Raw genomic sequence first — 15598 nt, 5'->3', positions numbered from 1 at the left:
CAAAATACACAGCTCAATCAGCCAGACGATAATGCCCTAACATCTTCCATGGGGCATGATCGCCAATGACATAAGCAGTTAAATTTTGCTCAACCGCACCTGCGCCAATGTTATGAACAACCAAAATTACGCCCTCTTGACTCACCTCCGATACAATACCAATATGAACTAATGGTGCAGATTTCTGATCCTCAGAGATATCCCAAACCATAACATCACCAGGTTTGACCTTTGACTCTGCTGCACATTTCAATCCTTTTCGTTCAAATATTGTCATTATATTAGGCACGCGCCGATGATCAATGTTTTTATCGGGTCGCTTCAACCCCCAAAGTTTTGGGTAACGCGCCCAATTGCTTTTCATATCTTCATGAATGTCTTTTTGTAAATCAATGCCACAACAAGAGCGGAGCGCTCGAACCACCACATCCGAGCACACACCTGTTTAGCGGCCACATCTCCCATGGGATACTTTAAAGTCTGATAACCAGGATCATAGGTCATAGTCACACCAATTTGATCTCGGGCCGCAGCAACGAGTTTGGCTGCATCCACCGCGCTCCAATCAGAGCTGACATTAAAGGTGGTTAATATCAAAAGAAAAATAAAAACTGTACGTAACAAAGATTTATACCCTCATTGGGTCAGTAACGAGTGTCAGTATTTTCCCAGAATGAATTTGATTTAACTGGCCAAAAAAGGTTTGCACGTCCTCTTTTTGTTTTGCAGTACCACTCGTTCCAAGCTTACCAAGCGTCTCATAAAAATTCGTTTTATTATTCCCGTCCAGAACTGCCAAAGCCAATCCAGCACATCGTTTTTTCATTTCTTCGGTTGTCCATGGAGATCGCAGAATATTTAACGTGTCACTATAGTCTTGACCGCACTTTTCAACTTTCTTATTAAGCTCATATAATTCTTTAATTCTTTCTTCATCATCCTCAGCCAACCTGCTGTCATACGTCCGTTTTTTTGGCGTTCTTTTGGTGCTTAAATTCAACAATAATCCTTCAAGCGCCTGCTGCTTTTGTTGCTTAGTAATTTCCTTATTTTCAACAAGTGTCGTAATGAACAGTTCCACATTGCGGTACTGTTGCTCTGTTAAAAGGGCAAGTTGACTACCCAGAGATAGTTCCGCCTCACTTGGCTTCGTGTTTGGATTTTCAGTATTATTGACAAGGTTTTTCATCTGCTCGAAACACTCTTTTCTGCTATCGCCCTGACGGCTATCTAAAATAAATGAAAGGGCGCGTTCCAGAAAGGGTGGACACACATTCAAACGTGGTTGTTTGGGCTTGGATCCGAGTGTGCCTTTTTTTAATCTTTCTAAAATATTTTGAAAAGACATCTCATCTGATCGGTCTAATTTACCAGCTTGAGGGCCCGTGCCCGTCTTAAGTCGTCTAAGGTGCGTGAGTTGATGGTTCATAACCCTCTCAACCACCCGCACCTGAGTCTCATTTAACTTTTCCTTGAATACTCCTATGCTACCAGTATTAGACTGCCACTGTTGTTTCGCAAGCTCTGCGCAGGCTAAATCACCATCATATAATTCTTGCAGAATTCCACCTGCACTCGATGCCGAACACTGCCCTTTCATCACGCCAGATGATTGCTCTTTTATAGCCGCAAGCCTTGAACCTTGAGAAGATTGTCTACCTGCTGCTCCTGGATACTTTGCTGGCTGAATCTTCTCACCTCGTCTCCGCATTTCAAGGGTCTTTTTTCTTGTCGCAGAGGATGGGGGGGTGTTGCTTTTATAAGGCAAAGCAATAACGCCTCCAGCCTTTTCTTCAGCATATTCTCCTGGTTGCTGCTGATTTGTTTTTCCCTCAATCAGTTTTCGAACAATCAACCGAGTTTGATTGACTGGTCTTTTACCCTCTTTCATATTCTGAAGATAGTCTGAAACCGCTTTTTTATCAGCGACCGTTAACGCCATCATGTCGCCCTGTAATGTATGAGGATTTGACAAATCAGCTGATATGCGCTGGAGAATCTGGCCGGCACATCTTTTTCGATACCAGGGATCTATCTGGCCAGAATAGACTTCTTTTAAGGCCTCGCTCAAACCACCCGTCAAACAAACCATATTCTCTTCTGGGGCCGGCAACGCTAACTGTCTTTTAGGGGCTGGTAATGCTAACTGTCTTTTAGACGCCGTTTTTTTTGGTGCTGGCTGTGCCTGTGGCGTCCTCGTCCTAGCAGCTGAAAAAGAATCTTTCCCCCCAACTTCCGCAGGCCTCCTAAACCAATCATCCTGATCTTCTAAAGACGTTCTGCTTTTCTCTCCAGGCGCTGGCAAAGCGCGCATGGGCCCTGGACTTGCCGGCGGCAAAATAATAAGCGTTCGTAGTAGATCTTTAACGTCACGCACCTCCAAGGGCTTAAGAGGCTTATTTTTAAGAATCTTACCCATAACACCCTGCAGCTTTAGGATTGTTCCCGAAGGAATCACAGTTGTATGAACGCGATCCGGCGCAGGTGTGTTGCCAGCTTGACCACCACGATAAGGAACAATTACCAGCCCCCTTTCTTCAGCCGTTTTAGGTGTGTCGTTTTTGGGCGCGCCATAATGCAACACTTTAAATCCTTCAGGCAAAATCACCGTTACCATAACGGGTTCAGGCTGCTGTTTTGGCTGATAGGGAACAATTTGGTTCTGAGGGGGTCCAAGCTCTCGCGGCAAGCTTGAAAACAATGTTTTCAAAAATTGTGCAATTTTAGGGTCCAGGCGAATATCAACGGGTTTTTGATGTGTGTTTTTTGGTTTTGTAACTTCCTTCAAGGGGCCAACAAAACGTCGGATCTGCTCTAATAAAGTTAGTTTAACCTTTATCTCAACTTTCTTTAACTGATTCTTATCGTATCCCTGAATCTCACGCAAAAGCGCTGGATCCATTCCTGCCCGAGGGGTCTGCTTAGGGGCCGTGTTAGGATCTTGTGTTTCCCAGGTTGGCAAATTCTCTAATGACAATCCTTGCACTTGCAAAATCCGTGCAATGCGCACATTGGAAAATTTCTGCCGCGCCGTGGCGGCTTTGATCACTCCTTGAATGACGCCCTTATAACTCATTTCAACCTTGCCGTCGGTGGCTTTATTTGCTTTATGTGGCGCTAAGTCAGCATCGACTTTAAAAACCTGACCCGATAATTTGGATGCTTTTTTGTTGTAGTCAGAAACAATTGAATTCCTTTTTCCAGCCGTGTTTAAAGCACTTCTAAATTGTACGGCGCAAACAGTTGCCTCCTCATCATTACCCAACATCCGCATCACCGTTGCATCCAAATTACGCATACATGGGGCCGCCCTCAACTTGCTAAAATCAATGGTAACTTGCTTTCTTTGGGGTTGCTGTCTTGGCTCTCGGAACTTGATTTCTTTGGCAACATCAGACAATTTATTATGCTCGTCAAAGCGTTTTTTTACTTCAACAAAAAACTGCTTCAAGACATAGACATCACTGGTTTTTTTGGTTTTCTTCGTAACCTTATTGAGCTCTCCTTGAAATTGCTCATAAGCATTGGCGATGGTTTCATCGTACCCAACACCTTTTGTAGCTAGCACTAAAAGCCCAAGTACAACGTTTCGATCTGCTTTCTCACCAAGTAAGTTTAATTCTAGGAGGGTTTTGCTTTGCTGGCCTTTTCTCAAGTCTTTCACAAAATACTCGGCACATGTTGGGGTGCTTTTTGTCTGGGCAATATAGTCACGCAAGTCCAGACTACAATTGGCGGATACTTGAATACATGAAACCGCAAGTAGAATGTGCAAAAGAATTAAACGCAAGATTGCCTCCCTTAAGTAAATAACAATTTATATGCTAGAATGTGCACCCTTGTAAGACAAGAGAATAATTTATCAGACCCCAACGGATCAAACTCATCAACCGTCTATCTCTGGTTGTTTGATTTCAGAAGAATCCATGGTATTCTTTAAAAGATAAGATTTAGGAATTTCATGTCAGATAGCACCGACTCACCCAATCCCCTGTACCAAGTTATCAAGATTGTCGCGAAAGACGCTGAGGATCTCCACATCATTTCGACCTTATTGCAAGATAGCATCGTCACCAATAAAACCTTCAAGCATGATGCTGAGTCAGGTCATTTTTCATTTTTGGCCAATCGATTTTGTTGGGAGCTGGCTCATAATCCCACCCCCGCCGATGAGTATGAGCGCGTTTTTTCAATGGTGGTTTTTGACCAGGTCACCTCTGTTGAATTTGAAAAAATTGATCCAATGGCCTTCGAAAAACATCACAACCTCCTCGCCATTAAATTTGAAAAAAATACCATTATCTGTCACTTCTCTGATAATGGCCTGATAAGAATACACTGCAAAGATCTTCATGTCAGGCTGCGCGATGTCTCTGATCCATGGCCGACAGACCATAAACCCGACCATCAAATTGATGAGTCAGCGTAAAAAAACGCTGGAAAAAATCACCTACCTGTCTTAAGTTACCTCTATATTTTGGCACCCGTAGCTCAGTGGATAGAGCAGAAGCCTTCTAAGCTTAAGGTCGGGGGTTCGAATCCTCCCGGGCGCGCCAAAATATGTTGATAATCACATCCGATGATTATTGACCATGGGAGGTAAAAGCTTTGTGTTGCTAGGTTTGCATAAAAAAAGAAACGTTTTGTATAAGATAATCAAAACCTTCTTTCAGTTTTTGGTCCTGTCTTCGATCAGCTTATTGGATAATGTTGCTAACCGTTATCAATTAACTGAATCCACAGAACAAGAGTTTGAGAATTTAAGAACAACAAGACCAAGACTCGCTGATCTTTATCCAGCTACAAACTATCAAAGTTTTATAAAAGCTTTCTGGACAAATAAAACCCTTAAAACAGTGACAGAAGAAGAGGAACAACATCTTTTAGACACAACGTATTTTCTTTCTAATGGCCTGACATCCGATCCCCTTGCCGTGTATTCTATTTTCAACACCGTTCTTCATTATACTCGCAACAAAAAAGTCCATCTTCTCATTGATTTTTACACCCAAACACTCATGCCATCCCCCTTATCTCAGAGCATCAAAATAGAAATTCTGAGCCAGGTTAATAGGGTGCCCCATGATAAGTTGGGCGCTTTCGTTGCAGCCTTGGCACAGATTAAACTTATGCATGCCACGTATAACCTTGGTCCTTTAGAAGCCTCAGAAATATTGGGTTACGCTCATAAACTTATGGATACTCTTGCGAACCATGACATCAATCCCTTTGACAAAGTGGTTTCTGCCTGTGACTGTTTACTGAATCTCTTATCAAAAGGCGCTGTAACACCCACTACTAAAAGCAAAACTCTGGAAGACCTGCTCCTATTTGACGAGTCACTAGACACCGAATATGAGAGCCCTATCTTCTTATAATCAATGCTAACTAAATCAGTCACAGCTAAATCAGCTACAATTAAATCAGTGACAACTAAAGAAAGCCAAACCTTAAAAAAGATTTTGCTTTAATTTAGAAACAGAATTTAATCTTATGCCTGTGTTTTTCAGACAGTCTTAATTTTTTTGTTTCGCCCCTTTTTTTGAAGGAGTTTCATAGGATGCTCCTGTATGAAAAGCATGACCAAGTTCTCTGCCGACTTGTTGAGCAGCGCTACTCCAGTCTTTGTAAGCTTGTCTAAGGTTATGACGATCTTTCAAAACAACTGTGTTATGGTCTTAGAGTCATACCCAATGGATTTTGCCTCGGCATATACTTTTGAACAAAACTACAGAAAAAATATGACCACAAATACTCTCTTAAAATCTGCTTGCTAAACCAGGGGCACTACACTCTTTAATCCGTTTCCAGAACGTTTAATAAAAAAAAATACTCGCCGGATTACCTGTTTAGTGGGCGTATCTTCAGGGAAGTCGTTGACGATTACTATAATAGAATGCTATTTTTTAAATAAAAATGGAAAAAAATGACAAAACCTTATATCAGATTGGTGCCTGTTATCACCGTCATCGTTATGATTATTGGCATAATGGGGATGGTAAATAGCTCTATAGATTATTTATTTACTGAAATTCGCAACAATCATCTTTTTGAAAAATATAAAGATAATGCACATTATAAAGCCGAGCTTAAAAGGAAAAAAGAAGATGATAAAGTTGAATATTTAGACCTGGAAAAAATGTCTGCGGACCAGTTAAAGGAGATGCGTGAAGAAGAAAAATCCCAAAAGTTAGCTCTCCTCAAGTACCAACAGGTCTTAACTTTTTTTCAATACCTGATTGCATTTGTGGTGGGAATTATCTTCTACCGAAAATTTTCTGAGTAAAATCTTTTCAAAGCGTATGGGGGGCTGTTATAAGATCTTTATTTTATGAGCCCCTTTACTCTGGGGTGAAAATCTCAGGCCTCCTATAGGTTTGTATGAACACCGCATATCCGTGCTTACTTAATTATACATTAATGCAAAACACGGGATGTAGGCAAGGGCCATGGGTGCAGCTTAAAACCGATCCTAAGCCGCACTTAGTTTTTCAGGATTTATTTGGTGGCGGATTTTAGGAATCAGAAGACGATCCGGGTCTCATTTTCAACGCATTCATATACGTATCAAGCAATGCTTCTTGTTCTTGGAAATCATCTTGATCCATTTTACGTATCTTAACAACTTGGCGAATGGTCTTAGGGTCATACCCAATGGATTTTGCCTCGGCATATACTTCGCGGATATCGGTTGAAACCGTTGCCTTTTCTTCTTCAAGGCGTTCAATTTTTTCAATAATGTTTTTCAGTTGGTCTGATGAAATCGATGACATGTTTTCCTCTTATGTATTTTTGTGTTTCAATAAAAGCTTTAAAATGGTCTCTACACCTTTATTTGTTTTGGTGCTCAAAGGTAAAACTTCAGCAGATACATGATCAGCCAAAGCTTGAATTTTATCCATCAGCTCGGATTGGGATAGAAGGTCCACTTTATTCAAAGCAATGATTTCTTTTTTATTCTCAAGATTACAACCATATGATGAAATTTCATGGCGAATGGTTTGATAAGACTTGATAACATCCTCAGCTGACGCATCAATCACATGCAGCAAAACGCGGCATCTCTCAATGTGTCCTAAAAATCTTGTTCCCAAGCCAACACCTTGATGGGCCCCCTCAATCAGGCCTGGAATGTCTGCAATCACAAATTCATCATGGTTAATTCTCACCACGCCAAGCTGGGGGTGCAAAGTAGTGAAAGGATAATCTGCAACCTTTGGTTTAGCTCGGGTAACCGTTCTAAGGAATGTTGACTTTCCGGCATTTGGCAACCCAATAATCCCCACATCAGCAATAAGCTTCAAGCGCAGCCAGACCCACATGCTTTGAAACACCTCGCCTGAGGTGGCGCGTTTGGGCGCTTGCTGCACTGAAGATTTAAAATGAATATTGCCTTTGCCGCCCTGCCCGCCTTTTAACAACGCAACTTCTTGATCCGGCGCATCTAAATCAATCAAGATGGTTTTTTTGTCATCCGCAATCACTTGCGTGCCCACCGGGACCTCTAAAACCAGGTCTTTGCCAGATCGCCCCGTGCGCTGCCGGCCCGCACCATTTTGGCCCCGCTCGGCCTTGAAGTGTTGTTGATAGCGAAAATCAATCAAGGTGTTTAAGCTGGGAACGGCTTTAAATATAATATCGCCCCCTCGTCCACCATCGCCACCATCCGGGCCGCCAAATTCAATGAACTTTTCCCGGCGAAAGCTTACACAGCCATCACCGCCAGCACCACTTTGAACGTATACTTTTGCTTCGTCGAGAAATTGCATGTCTATGGCTTTCTAACCCTCAGGTCCATCTAATTTTGTACACTATTGATGGATGATTTTGGACTTTTTGGTGGCAATTTTTTTAAACCAAGTTCTTTTAACTGGTCATCGGTCACTTCGTTCGGCGCGCCCATAAGCAAATCTTCTGCTTTCTGGTTCATGGGAAAGGCAACGACTTCTCGAAGGTTTGGTTCATCGGCAAGCAACATCATGATTCGATCAAAGCCAGGGGCACATCCACCATGCGGCGGAGCGCCAGATTTCAGGGCATTAACCATCCCTGGAAAGTTCTCATCAACTTGACTTGGGGTGTATCCAGCAATCTCAAATGCTTTATAAAGCGTTGAAATAGAATGGTTCCGAATCGCGCCACTGGAAAGCTCAATACCGTTACAAACAATATCATATTGTTGCGCCTTCACACTCAATGGATGTTGATTAATCAGGGCCATTTCTCCACCCTGCGGCATTGAAAATGGGTTGTGGCTAAAGTCTATTTTTCCTGTTTGTTTGTTCAATTCATACATCGGGAAATCAACAATCCAGCAAAATTCGAAGGTATCTTTTTTGATCAAATCCAACTCTTCTGCTATTTTTGTTCGAACAGCACCGGCAAATTCGGAAATAGCGCCTGGTTTATCGCATACAAAAAAAACACTATCTCCAGAACCGACATTTAAAGAACTCTTGATCTGATTCAAACGCATTTCATCCAAGTGTTTCGCAATTGGACCTTTCGTCTCCGCATCCTCAAAAGTGATATAACCAAGCCCCGGCTTACCGTGGTCACGCGCCCAAGCATTAAGTTGGTCAAAAAAGCGCCGCGGTTGTGAAGCAGTTGCAGGTGCTGGAATGGCATGAACCACCGACCCTGAATCAATGAGCTTAGCAAAAACTGAAAACCCTGACCCTCGGAAGGCATCTGTGACATCGCCAATTAAAAGAGGGTTCCGCAAATCTGGCTTATCACTACCATATTTCAGCAAGGCATCATGATAAGAGATGCGCCTAAAAGGATACGGGGAAGCTTTTTTATCACTGAATTCTGTAAAGATTTTATAGAGAACCGGCTCCAGGGCATTAAATACATCATCTTGAGTGACAAAAGACATTTCCATATCTAACTGGTAAAATTCACCCGGCGACCGGTCAGCACGCGCATCTTCATCCCGGAAACAAGGCGCTATTTGAAAATAGCGATCAAAGCCAGAAATCATTAACAGCTGTTTGAATTGCTGCGGCGCCTGGGGAAGGGCGTAAAATTTTCCAGGATGTAAACGGCTTGGCACCAGAAAGTCGCGAGCGCCCTCTGGTGAACTGGCTGTTAAAATGGGTGTTTGAATCTCGAGAAAGCCTTGTTCAACCATTAACGCGCGGGTGCGTTGAAGAACCTTACTTCTAAGCACAATATTGTTGTGTAGCTTTGCTCGTCTCAAATCAAAGAAACGGTTCTTCAATCTGATTTCTTCAGAGTAGGGTCCATCGCTGTTGACCTGTATGGGCAGATCAACACAGGGAGATTCGGTATGAATGCCCGTTATTTTGACTTCAATTTCACCCGTCTTTAACTCTGAGTTAATGGTTTGCTGCGTTCTCTTCACCACCTCTCCTGAGACAGTTACCAAGCTTTCAAGCTTGCTTTCTTCCGCCAACGCAAAAAGGGGGTTGGTTGAATCAATCACACATTGTGTAATACCGTAATGATCCCGAAGATCAATAAACAACAAATGCCCATGATCACGCTTACGATGCACCCAACCGGATAGGCGAACGATGTCACCAACCTCAGTCGTTGACAGTTGACCACAGGTATGAGATCGGTATGGATGAAGGGACATGCAAAATCCTAAAGTTATTTTTACACTATGTTTTATAGGAAAATAAGCCCTTTGAATCAAGATAATTGTCGCTTACCTCTTAAAACAGCATCACAAAAAAAATAAAATATTTCAGGAAAATTCTTTGCCCACACGCAAGAACCGTGTATAAATTTCTAAATATTGAAAGCATCAGGTAGCTTATGGCCCGCGTTGAACTGAAAAACATAAAAAAATCTTTTGATCACACCGAGGTTTTGCACGACATTAACCTAACCATCGAAGATCACGAGTTTTGTGTTTTTGTGGGTCCCTCTGGTTGTGGTAAATCGACTCTTCTCAGGCTCATTGCTGGCCTAGAAGATGTCAACAGCGGCCAGATTCTTATTGGTGATCAATGTGTCAACGCCCAGCAACCCGCCAAACGGGGGATTGCCATGGTGTTTCAATCTTATGCGTTGTATCCCCACATGACGGTTTACAACAACATCGCCTTTGGCATTCGCAACATTGGCAATAAAGCCTTGATCAAAGAAAAAGTTCATGACGTTGCTGAGATCTTGAAGATTGATACCTTGCTTGATCGCAAGCCTAAGCAGCTTTCAGGCGGTCAACGCCAGCGTGTCGCTATTGGCCGGGCGATTGTCCGTGACCCACAGGTGTTTTTGTTTGATGAACCTCTCTCTAACCTTGATGCTGGTTTGCGGGTTGAGATGCGTATGCAAATTGCACGCATGAAAAGCCGCCTCAATAAAACCATGATTTACGTGACCCACGACCAAGTAGAAGCCATGACACTTGCAGACAAAATCGTTGTTCTTCAAGGGGGGCGGGTTGAACAAGTTGGCACACCCCTTGACCTTTACCACAACCCCAAGAACCTATTCGTGGCAGGATTTTTGGGCTCACCGCGTATGAATTTCATTAGCGTCAAAGCTCAAAGCAGCGCTGAAGGAAAAGTCAAAGTAACGCTTCCTTCCGATAAAACAGTGACCATCGCTGCCAAAGTTGATAAAAATATTAAAAAAGCGATTCTGGGAATTCGCCCAGAACAATTCGAAGAGTGCTCTGAAAAAGAAGGCTTGATCAGCGGCAAGGTCCGCATCATCGAACATTTAGGGAGCGAGATTTATGCCTATATCACTCTGCCCCAAAGCAGTAAATCAATCATGGTACGGACCGCCGGCGACCATTCTGTGCAAATCGGAGATACCATGCATTTTCGCCTAAATCCAGAGGCTGCCCATCTCTTCGATGCCAAAACAGAAGAAGCGTTAACCAGAGTCATCAGTACGCACTAAATTTTCGCCTCAAACAAAAAAGTATCACTGCAAAAGATAAGTAACATATCACCGCAAAGACTGGATACAGGACACTTGACTTTGTGTAGACATCAAACGAAAATAGAGATGAGAAATATTTCAAGCTGGCCAAGAAATAAAAAAAAGCAGATTCACTAATTGGATCTTTGACGCCCTTCACAAAGGTCGGCACAAAGGCAGTAAACTCCACAAAGATCAACACCAACACACTATAAATTGGGTTGTCTAAAAAAAACCAAAGCGCCACAGCAGCAAGGGAAAAAACCAGAATGAATGTATCTTTTTGCCGCCACGTCATTTTGTAGCCGCGGACAAGGCTAATGGTCGCTATTAAAAGCAAAAAAAGACACGTCAATAAAGAAGCATGCGCCCCTCGACCGGCATTATCCAACGTTTGAGATAAATAAACAATAAGAGCAACAAACCCCCAGAGAAACCACGTCAAAGGATAAAGTCGGACGCGCCGCCAACAATCATGTGTCTAATTAAGTACGCATAAGAGCCAAAGGTCACAATCAGCAATAAGGTGTAAATTTGATCCTCGCCGCACTTAATACTTAGTCATAATTTATACCATAAATAAACACGCCTGGTAAAAACTATTTAGAGTAAGTCGATAAAAATTCATTGCAATCAAAAACCTAATTTTCTACTTTAATAAAAATGAGGACACATCCGTGCTAGAAGCATATCAAGACATTCTAATCTTTCTTGCGTTAACAATCGTCGTAGATTTTACAGCGCGACGGGCTAAATTTTCTCCCGTTCTTGGATATCTTCTGGTGGGTGTCTTTATTGGCCCACACGTCTTTAACCTAATAACCGGCGTTGAAGCGTCTCATCATTGGGCCGAAGCAGGGATTATCTTTTTGCTTTTTGGGATCGGCCTCGAACTCTCCTGGGACCGGCTCGTTGAGCTTAGAAAATATGTCTTCGGCCTTGGTCTTTTACAGGTCGCGCTCACCAGTACACTGATTGGAACTTTGGTTTATTATTTCTGGCTCCATAATTCAACGCTCGCCATCCTCATTGGTGGTGGCTTAGCTTTGTCTTCAACCGCTATAATTTTACAAGTCATCTCCGATCGAAACGAACTGAGCACGCGCACAGGCCAAATTAGTTTTTCGATCTTGCTTGCTCAAGATATTTCGGTGGTTTTTTTACTCATCTGGGTCAACACCGTTGCCGGAGAAACAGTCAATATCTGGCCCACATTAGGCAAGACATTAGTCAAAGCCCTTGTTGTCCTGATTGGGATTGCGTTGGTTGGTCGGTTCCTGCTGCGACCTATTTATCGGGCTGTGGCCTCGACGCGTAACCAAGAATTATTTGTGGCAACAACATTCTTTATTTTACTCTCCATCAGTTTTGCCACTGGATATGTTGGCCTCTCACACGAGTTAGGGGCTTTTTTAGCTGGGTTGCTTTTGGCTGAAACAGAATACTCCTACCAAATTGAAGCGGATATCAAGCCCATCAAATCAATTTTACTGGGTCTTTTCTTCATGACCATTGGGATGAACATCAACCCGGATATCATTTTCAAATTTGCAGATGCGGTTTTGCTGGGAGCAATGGGGTTGATTGTCCTGAAATTCATAATCATTACCGGGCTTTGCTACCTCTTTCGCGTGCCGATCAAAACATCCGTTAAAACAGGTTTGATTGCCGCTGGTGGCGGTGAGTTTGTCTTTGTCTTATTCGCTCAAGCAATTGAGAATAATCTAATACCCAGCCTGATCGTTCAAATTGTGAACGCCTCTGTTTTTATCACCATGGCGTTAACCCCTTACCTTGCCACTCTTGGTAAGGTCATTGGTGGCCTTCTCCCCTCTCCCATCGGGGTTGCTCTGAAACGGGCTGAAGAAGAATCAAAAGATCTACAGCGTCACCTAATCATCGTTGGATTTGATAATGTCGGCCATTATATCTACAAAATCCTGATGGATCGTTTGATTCCCATCGTTGCTTTTGATAACAACATGCGGAACGTCACGTTGGGGCGGGAAGAGCATGGCGCCCAGGTTTTCTTCGGTGACAGTCGCCGTTCAGAGATATACCACGCTTTAGGGGCCGATCGCGCCAAAGCCATCATCATCACCCTGGGTGATTTTAATGCCACTCTCAGATCCGTTAAACTCATCCGTCGAAATTCTCCAGATGTGCCGATTTTTGCACGGGTGAGGAATAAAATGCAGGCACTTGCCCTTTACGAAGTAAACGCCAACCCGATCATGCCGGAAGCCTACGCTCCCAGCCTGCAGCTTGCAGCGCGCGTTCTCAATCTCTACAACTTTTCCGATGATCAAATCGATCAAACCATTAGCCGCTTTCGTCAAGAGCACTTTAAGCAAGATGATTGCTCTGACATGGCTTTAGATTGGAAAACGCCCTTCAATCCTGATAAGCTTTTCAAGAAAAAGCCAGCTTCAGAATAACTCATGCCCTTAAAGCTCGATGGAAAAGCCCTGCTTCAGCAGATCAAAGAAAGGCTAACAGAACAAGTTAAGCCCTTCAAACGCGCGCCGCATGTGGTGGTCTTTTTGATAGGAAGCAACCCAGGGAGTCAGATCTATGTTCGAAGCAAAAAACAACACGCTAAAGACGTGGGTGTCGATCTGACCATTCGTTTCTTTGACGCCCCTCCGTCTCAAGCTGACCTCATTCATCAAATTCAAGATCTCAACAAAGATCCCACCGTTGATGGCATTTTTATTCAACTACCTCTGCCCTCTCCCCTTGATGCGATGGCTTTAATCAATACCATCACGCCCACAAAAGACGTTGATGGCTTAACGGCGGTCAACTTGGGGCGCTTGATGCAATCGCCTCAAACGGACACGTATCTCAAACCCTGCACACCCCAAGGGTGTCTACAGCTGATTCACCAATGGCGCCCAAACCTTTCAGGGCTTCAAGCCCTTGTCATTGGCCGGTCGGTTTTGGTGGGCAAGCCCATGGCTCAGTTGTTGCTCGCTGAAGGGTGCACCGTTATTCAAGCTCACTCCCAAACGCAAGACCTTCAAAAATTATGCCAAAACGCTGATATCCTTGTCAGTGCCACCGGCCAACCCGGTCTCATCACTTCAGAGGATATTAAACCAGGCGCCTGCCTCATCGATGTCGGCATCATCTCAGAAAAAGGCCATGTCACCGGTGACATTAACTACACGCCTACCTTACTTCAAAAGGCAGCCGCCTACTCTCCCGTTCCTGGCGGCGTTGGTCCCACCACCATTGCCAACCTGCTTCAAAACAGCGTCAAAGCGTACCTGTTGAATACATAAAAAAAGGGAGGCTTTAAACCTCCCTCTTCCTAATCTTCATTTTAAGATCTCAGTCTATCAAAATGCTCAAACTAAAGAGCTTTGAGTGTCCTGCGGTCTCGAGTCAGTCATAAACCTTGCTGGTTTTCTATTCCGGTGCGCAGGCGGTGGTGCATCTGCACCTAACTCCAAAACATGGGTTGTTTTTGATGTAATCGGCAAGCGATATGTTTTCTTACCCATTTTGGTCTTTTTCGTGATCGTAATCTGTTTATTTTCCCCATACATCCTTTCAAGGTTACTAAATGTAACTAATTTGTTTTTTGGATCGGTTAAGCCAGCTCTTTGCGCTTTCTCGTAAGGAACTTCAAACAATGTCCCGGTAAAGTTTTTGTTTCCATCCATTGATTTACGCGGCGTGTGTAGAACGAAACCATAGGCCATACGCTCTTTGCCTTTAGCAGCCACACTGGCGCCATCCACATGAAAAATATACCCAACAAAGTAAGCGTGCGCATGAGAGGCTATAACTTTTTCAGCTGTTTCTTCATAGTGTGAGTTGGTGGTTTGGAAGAAGTGTGACAAGATCACGGGCTTATAATAGTGTTTTAGAATCATTAGAACATTGGCATATTCTTTTTTCGTCTCCATTCTCTTGCGTTGCTTGGCCATTTGCAAAAGAATATCCCGGCTGATGGGCATTACTTCAAAATAACTGTTCATGAGCTTTGAAAGGTTCGCAGCAGAATCTTGGGGTTTTTCCTTTAAATACTTCTTGTAATTCTCTAGTTCAATCACAAGTTTTTCCATACAAATCGGCACACGTGAGTGGGTAAAGGCACAATAAGAAAGTGCTTCCATGCCTACTTGACCATTTGCTCAGTTGGTACCACAAGAAGAAACCTTATTGGCAAAGCCTTTTTTGGCAGAACCCGCTAAACCAGATGCTTTGTTTTTAGCAGATGTGAAAGCCCCGCTTGTTGATTCTTTAAACCGTTGAAAGTAACCCTTGTTTGGCGTAGCCTCGACGACACCGGACGATCCAAAGGTTAAAAGCGCTAAAAACGCGAAGAAATAAGATGATGTAAATTTTTTAGTCATAAAAAAGCCCCCTTAAAGCGATTAATTAATTTAATTTTATATCAACTTTACCAAAAAATATAGCCCAAAACATCACACCCACTCAACATAGAAGAATCGTCTTGATCCGCCAACCTATTAAAGGATAGATTTTGAAGGACTTATGGCGAGAATATGACATAAACCGCACCAGCAAATCTTCCTCAAAAACCCAATCGCCTGCATAAACACAATATTTGATTAGAACTTAATTTTAATCATTATTACTTGACTTTATCGCCTTTAGATCACTAGTTAAAATTTATCATTAATTATGATTTTATTAATCATATAAATAAAATCAA

The 15598-nt window shown here is 43.0% G+C and carries 13 protein-coding genes, 1 tRNA gene and 1 pseudogene; 7 read left to right on the top strand and 8 right to left on the bottom strand.

Going from position 1 to position 15598, the window contains the following annotated elements:
* Positions 1-13: 13 nt before the first annotated feature.
* A pseudogene (locus C0582_00190) lies at positions 14-504 on the bottom strand (DUF1287 domain-containing protein).
* Positions 505-628: 124 nt separating this feature from the next.
* Positions 629-3790 (bottom strand): hypothetical protein, encoded by a 3162-nt coding sequence (locus C0582_00185; GenBank protein PLX30503.1) that lies wholly within the window; start codon positions 3788-3790, stop codon positions 629-631.
* Positions 3791-3961: 171 nt separating this feature from the next.
* On the opposite strand from C0582_00185, the gene C0582_00180 reads away from it, so the two are divergent.
* From C0582_00180 to C0582_00165, 4 genes are all read left to right on the top strand, one after another.
* Positions 3962-4429 carry a hypothetical protein gene (locus C0582_00180; GenBank protein ID PLX30502.1) on the top strand — a complete coding sequence of 156 codons (468 nt, stop codon included), beginning with the start codon at positions 3962-3964 and terminating at the stop codon, positions 4427-4429.
* 51 nt (positions 4430-4480) lie between these two features.
* Positions 4481-4556: transfer RNA gene (locus C0582_00175), tRNA-Arg, on the top strand.
* A gap of 36 nt (positions 4557-4592) precedes the next feature.
* Positions 4593-5378 carry a hypothetical protein gene (locus tag C0582_00170; GenBank protein PLX30501.1) on the top strand — a complete coding sequence of 262 codons (786 nt, stop codon included), beginning with the start codon at positions 4593-4595 and terminating at the stop codon, positions 5376-5378.
* A gap of 548 nt (positions 5379-5926) precedes the next feature.
* Entirely contained in the window at positions 5927-6286 is a 360-nt protein-coding gene (locus C0582_00165; protein ID PLX30500.1) for a hypothetical protein, read from the top strand.
* Between the two features lie 229 nt (positions 6287-6515).
* Here the strand turns inward: C0582_00165 and C0582_00160 are convergent, their stop codons facing one another.
* Genes C0582_00160 through C0582_00150 form a run of 3 tightly spaced genes read right to left on the bottom strand, consistent with a single transcriptional unit; the run spans position 6516 to position 9607 of the window.
* On the bottom strand, positions 6516-6773 hold the full coding sequence (locus C0582_00160; GenBank protein ID PLX30499.1) for a DUF2312 domain-containing protein: 258 nt from the start codon (positions 6771-6773) through the stop codon (positions 6516-6518).
* 9 nt (positions 6774-6782) lie between these two features.
* Entirely contained in the window at positions 6783-7769 is a 987-nt protein-coding gene (gene obgE, locus C0582_00155; protein PLX30498.1) for a GTPase ObgE, read from the bottom strand.
* A gap of 29 nt (positions 7770-7798) precedes the next feature.
* Entirely contained in the window at positions 7799-9607 is a 1809-nt protein-coding gene (locus C0582_00150) for an aspartate--tRNA ligase (protein ID PLX30497.1), read from the bottom strand.
* A gap of 182 nt (positions 9608-9789) precedes the next feature.
* Here C0582_00150 and C0582_00145 point away from each other — a divergent pair, with 182 nt between their 5' ends.
* Complete coding sequence (locus tag C0582_00145) at positions 9790-10887, top strand: hypothetical protein (GenBank protein PLX30496.1); 1098 nt, start codon at positions 9790-9792, stop codon at positions 10885-10887.
* Here the strand turns inward: C0582_00145 and C0582_00140 are convergent.
* Positions 10874-11353 carry a hypothetical protein gene (locus C0582_00140; GenBank protein PLX30495.1) on the bottom strand — a complete coding sequence of 160 codons (480 nt, stop codon included), beginning with the start codon at positions 11351-11353 and terminating at the stop codon, positions 10874-10876. The two genes, C0582_00145 and C0582_00140, sit on opposite strands and share 14 nt — an antisense overlap.
* 232 nt (positions 11354-11585) lie before the next feature.
* On the opposite strand from C0582_00140, the gene C0582_00135 reads away from it, so the two are divergent.
* Together C0582_00135 and C0582_00130 are read left to right on the top strand one after the other, a co-directional pair.
* On the top strand, positions 11586-13346 hold the full coding sequence (locus tag C0582_00135) for a portal protein (protein PLX30494.1): 1761 nt from the start codon (positions 11586-11588) through the stop codon (positions 13344-13346).
* Positions 13347-13349: 3 nt separating this feature from the next.
* Positions 13350-14195: a bifunctional 5,10-methylene-tetrahydrofolate dehydrogenase/5,10-methylene-tetrahydrofolate cyclohydrolase gene (locus C0582_00130; protein PLX30493.1), complete on the top strand. Its 846-nt coding sequence runs from the start codon at positions 13350-13352 to the stop codon at positions 14193-14195.
* 66 nt (positions 14196-14261) lie between these two features.
* Here C0582_00130 and C0582_00125 read toward each other — a convergent pair whose 3' ends face one another.
* Together C0582_00125 and C0582_00120 are read right to left on the bottom strand one after the other, a co-directional pair.
* Positions 14262-15035 carry a hypothetical protein gene (locus tag C0582_00125; GenBank protein ID PLX30492.1) on the bottom strand — a complete coding sequence of 258 codons (774 nt, stop codon included), beginning with the start codon at positions 15033-15035 and terminating at the stop codon, positions 14262-14264.
* Positions 15036-15053: 18 nt separating this feature from the next.
* The gene (locus C0582_00120) at positions 15054-15275 is read right to left on the bottom strand and encodes a hypothetical protein (GenBank protein PLX30491.1); all 222 of its coding nucleotides are present in this window, start codon (positions 15273-15275) and stop codon (positions 15054-15056) included.
* Positions 15276-15598 lie beyond the last annotated feature (323 nt).

The organism is Alphaproteobacteria bacterium (assembly GCA_002869105.1).
Lineage (GTDB): Bacteria > Pseudomonadota > Alphaproteobacteria > UBA7879 > UBA7879 > UBA7879.
The sequence above is the reverse complement of the archived record's forward strand: the minus strand, read 5'-3'. Positions and strand labels throughout refer to the sequence as shown.

What these genes read in the sequence shown, in the direction of transcription:
- C0582_00160 (PLX30499.1), bottom strand. Translation starts at nt 6,773, where the DNA reads ATGTCATCGATTTCATCAGACCAACTGAAAAACATTATTGAAAAAATT.
- C0582_00120 (PLX30491.1), bottom strand. Translation starts at nt 15,275, where the DNA reads ATGACTAAAAAATTTACATCATCTTATTTCTTCGCGTTTTTAGCGCTT.
- C0582_00170 (PLX30501.1), top strand. Translation starts at nt 4,593, where the DNA reads ATGGGAGGTAAAAGCTTTGTGTTGCTAGGTTTGCATAAAAAAAGAAAC.
- C0582_00150 (PLX30497.1), bottom strand. Translation starts at nt 9,607, where the DNA reads ATGTCCCTTCATCCATACCGATCTCATACCTGTGGTCAACTGTCAACG.
- C0582_00130 (PLX30493.1), top strand. Translation starts at nt 13,350, where the DNA reads ATGCCCTTAAAGCTCGATGGAAAAGCCCTGCTTCAGCAGATCAAAGAA.
- C0582_00180 (PLX30502.1), top strand. Translation starts at nt 3,962, where the DNA reads ATGTCAGATAGCACCGACTCACCCAATCCCCTGTACCAAGTTATCAAG.
- obgE (PLX30498.1), bottom strand. Translation starts at nt 7,769, where the DNA reads ATGCAATTTCTCGACGAAGCAAAAGTATACGTTCAAAGTGGTGCTGGC.
- C0582_00165 (PLX30500.1), top strand. Translation starts at nt 5,927, where the DNA reads ATGACAAAACCTTATATCAGATTGGTGCCTGTTATCACCGTCATCGTT.
- C0582_00125 (PLX30492.1), bottom strand. Translation starts at nt 15,035, where the DNA reads ATGGAAGCACTTTCTTATTGTGCCTTTACCCACTCACGTGTGCCGATT.
- C0582_00145 (PLX30496.1), top strand. Translation starts at nt 9,790, where the DNA reads ATGGCCCGCGTTGAACTGAAAAACATAAAAAAATCTTTTGATCACACC.